3 protein-coding genes are annotated in these 3170 nt (G+C 69.2%); all 3 read right to left on the bottom strand.

The features are described from left to right. Positions 1-1196 (bottom strand): IS4 family transposase (locus U9977_RS26515; RefSeq protein ID WP_322752002.1); only part of this gene is annotated, 1196 nt, incomplete at its 3' end. Between the two features lie 96 nt (positions 1197-1292). Beyond that, positions 1293-1901, bottom strand: coding sequence for a transposase (locus tag U9977_RS26510; RefSeq protein WP_322752001.1), 609 nt, complete (start codon positions 1899-1901; stop codon positions 1293-1295). 172 nt (positions 1902-2073) lie between these two features. Further along, positions 2074-2868, bottom strand: a complete 795-nt coding sequence (locus tag U9977_RS26505) for a transposase (protein ID WP_322752000.1) — start codon at positions 2866-2868, stop codon at positions 2074-2076. Between the last annotated feature and the right edge of the window lie 302 nt (positions 2869-3170).

Here is a 3170-nt window from a genome sequence, read left to right as displayed (position 1 = left end):
GTGAACGTGATCCGGTCCGGGTCGATCCCGGCGGCGGTCGCCGCCGTGCAGATCAGCGCGCTGATCGCGAAGTGGGTCAGCAGGTAGCCCCAGATCTCCTGGTAGACCAACTCTGGGGACTTCGAGCGCAGGACGCGCCCCGGTCCGCGTAGGTAGGTTTTGAGCTGTTTGTTGCCGGTTTCGTGCTCCCATCTTTGCTGGTAGACGCCCGCGAGCGGGATCGCGGGGGCGTCCCGCGGGTCGAGGATGTTGGTGATCAGGGCGAACAGTTCGTGTTTGCCGTTGCCCTCGCGGTCGGGGATGTCGTACTCGACGACGCGGACGTAGCGGGCCTTCGCCCCCTCGAGCGGGCGGCGGTCGCGGGCGGCGTCGAGCAGCGCTGCGCGGGCCCTGCCGCGGATGTCCGGGTTGATCAGGACGGACAGGTAGGAGTGGTCCCCCAGCTCGGCCTGCACGGGTAGGCGCAGGTCGGCCTGCACCCGCCACAGCAGCCCCGCGCCGGTGTCGTCGGCCGCGCACCAGTCCGCCCAGTTGTAGAAGTTCCGGTCGGCCGTGACCAACCAGTCCGCCTGGAAGCGCGGGTAAAGGGTCCGGGCGAGGGTCTGCTCGCCGGTGGCCTTGCCCGCGCAGGCGGGGCCGAGCGCGGCCAGCACCGGCGCATGCGAGGCGCACTCATCGACCGTGACCGCCCGGACCTGCGGCAACGCGGCCTCGGCGCCGTCGCGGGTGCCGGGCAGCCCGAACTCGGCAAGGTTCTTCTTCGATGCCTCGACATCGAAGACCATCGCGTCCAGGCTCATCAGCCGCCACGCGTCGAAGAACGCACCCCCGGTGTCCTCCTGGGCGACCGGCCGCGCGACCTCGCGGAACAGCTCGGCCATCGGCTCCGGGCCCAGCCGTTTACGGGCCTGCGCAAGCCCGCTCGACGTCGGCTCCCACCCAGCGCCCCAGTCCGCGAGCACCCCGGCCAGCGACGCCGCGACCTCCTCGTAGTCCTCGTCCGCGAACAGCGCCAACGCCATCACGAAGTAGACGACCACATGCGGGGGAATCGTCCCGTCCGAGCGCTTCGCGGCTTTGCCGGTCTCCTCGACCGCCTCGTCGACCGCGTCCCGCGACACCCACGACGCCAGCACGCCCAGCGAGATCCAGTCGGTCACCCGGCCGGCCGGTAGCACCACCCCAGTCTGCTCCACACCCCACGATCATGCCTACAACCAGGCGGAACGCCTGGAACCGATACGCCGGACATCCAACATCCATCCAGACCAAACAGGAAAGATCAACTTAGGCTACGTGGCATTGGGTCGTGGGTCGATCACCAGCACGTCGTCGGTGTTGTCGCAGGTCGCGAGGTTCGGGGCGAACCCTATGCCCCCCTTGTAGGTGGCCGCCGCGTTCTGCTTGCCTTCGGAGCCGGCGAGCACGAGCGTGACGTCCAGGTCCACGACCGTGATCCCGGTCAGTTCTCGGCCGGCGACCGTCAGCCACGGGAAGCCCTCCGGTCGGGCGGCCAGCAGTCCCCACCACCGGCGGCGGAACGCGGCGAGTGCCCGGACCAGCCGGGCGAGCGTCTCGTCGTCGGCCTCGGCGAGGAACCGCCACACCGTCGGGGTCGACGCGACGGGGCCGGTCACGGGGGCCAGGTGGCGCAGGCCCTGGAAGTCGCTGATCGCCTCTCCGCCGAGCAGCAGCGTCAGCGCGAGGTCGACCGCGAGCTGGCCGCGGTCGTAGAGCGGGGTGAACCCGCGCCGCGCCCACGCTGTGGACAGCCCGGCCCGCAGGCCGAGCTTCTCGGCCAACAACCGGACCGGAAGGATCCCGACGGAGGCGACGAGCCGGTCGTCGTCGCCGACGAACTCGAGTCGATCAGCCCACGTGGCGGATGGCGTAGCCTGCACGGAAGAGGTGCACCTACCTCACAACGATGCGGTCCTAGACAAATCGCATTCTTGCTGGTCAGGTGCACCTCGATCACGTTCTGGCAAGGTCAGCCCGGCATATCACTCACTCCCGTGAAAGACGGAGGCAAGCGCTACCCGCGGCCCTCCCGGCTCAGCTCCGCCTAAGAGATCACCGGGAGGGCCGTTCCACGTCCACCATCGGCACGGTGCCGCCGCCGACGAACACGGACGATCTCACGGCGACCGGTTCCACCCGTCGGCACGTACCACGACGCGTCGACCCCAGCCCGTCGGCATTTTCAGAGACGCTCAACACCCGTACACCTCGTCGAAGGCTGCCCACCGCGCCGGCAGCGCCGCGGCGTACTTGGCCGATCGCCAGCTCGGGGTTGGTGGCGAACGCCAGGTCGTCGGGGACCCCGGCGGCCTTCCGGCGGTCCGGGTCCTCGGCCCACCGTTGCGGCAGGTACACGTCGAAGTCGACCCATGCCTGCCCGTGCGCGGTGACGTAGGCGCAGAACACGGTGGTCACACAGTTTTGACCTTGCCCGTGCAGCCGGCGTGCTGGGGAGCGACGCAGGCGGTCGCGTCGCCCCTTTTTCAGGTGGGCGGTCTCGTCGATCGCGATCCCCGGGCCGGTCAGGTCGCCGTCGCTGTCCGGCAGCCACCCGGTGACCAGCCCCGCGAGCTCTGTGCGCAGTGTCTTCCAGTCCCACCGGTAGGAACGCAGCAGGGCCTGCATCCGGTGGGGCCCCTCATGCCCGGCCGCCTCCGCCAGCGGCCAGCAGTTCGCCCGTGTCCCCGGCGCCAGCGCGGCCACCTCGTCGAACGCCACGCCGGTGCTGCGCCGCTGCGCCATCACCCGCCCCAGGACCGCCCTGACCTGGGCATCGACCCGGCCACCGCGGTCGGCGACATCTTCTATGCTGGCCCAAGCGGCCGTGCTGTCGTTGATGTTTTCCACAAATTCAGCAACGCGGCACGGCCGCCCGACGTCACACGCGTGTAGTTCCCAAGCCCAGGACTCGGCCAGGGCACGACGGGCACCCCGACACGCTCACTCACCGTTACCACCGTCGCCGCGACGAACCAGCCGCATCCGCTACTCAAAGCTCTGAAAACCCTACCGAGGGCGAAACAGCGACTGTAATACGAGGGCTCCCTCAGCTTGTCGTTTAAGTGCGCCACGAGCGCTGAAGGGAAGGGTGATGGGTAGGTAAACCTTACCTTCTGCGGTGCTGCGTGGGAGATGAGGGTTTTGTGGCT

Source organism: Protofrankia sp. Cas8 (assembly GCF_963555845.1).
GTDB lineage: Bacteria > Actinomycetota > Actinomycetes > Frankiales > Frankiaceae > Protofrankia.
The sequence above is the reverse complement of the archived record's forward strand: the minus strand, read 5'-3'. Positions and strand labels throughout refer to the sequence as shown.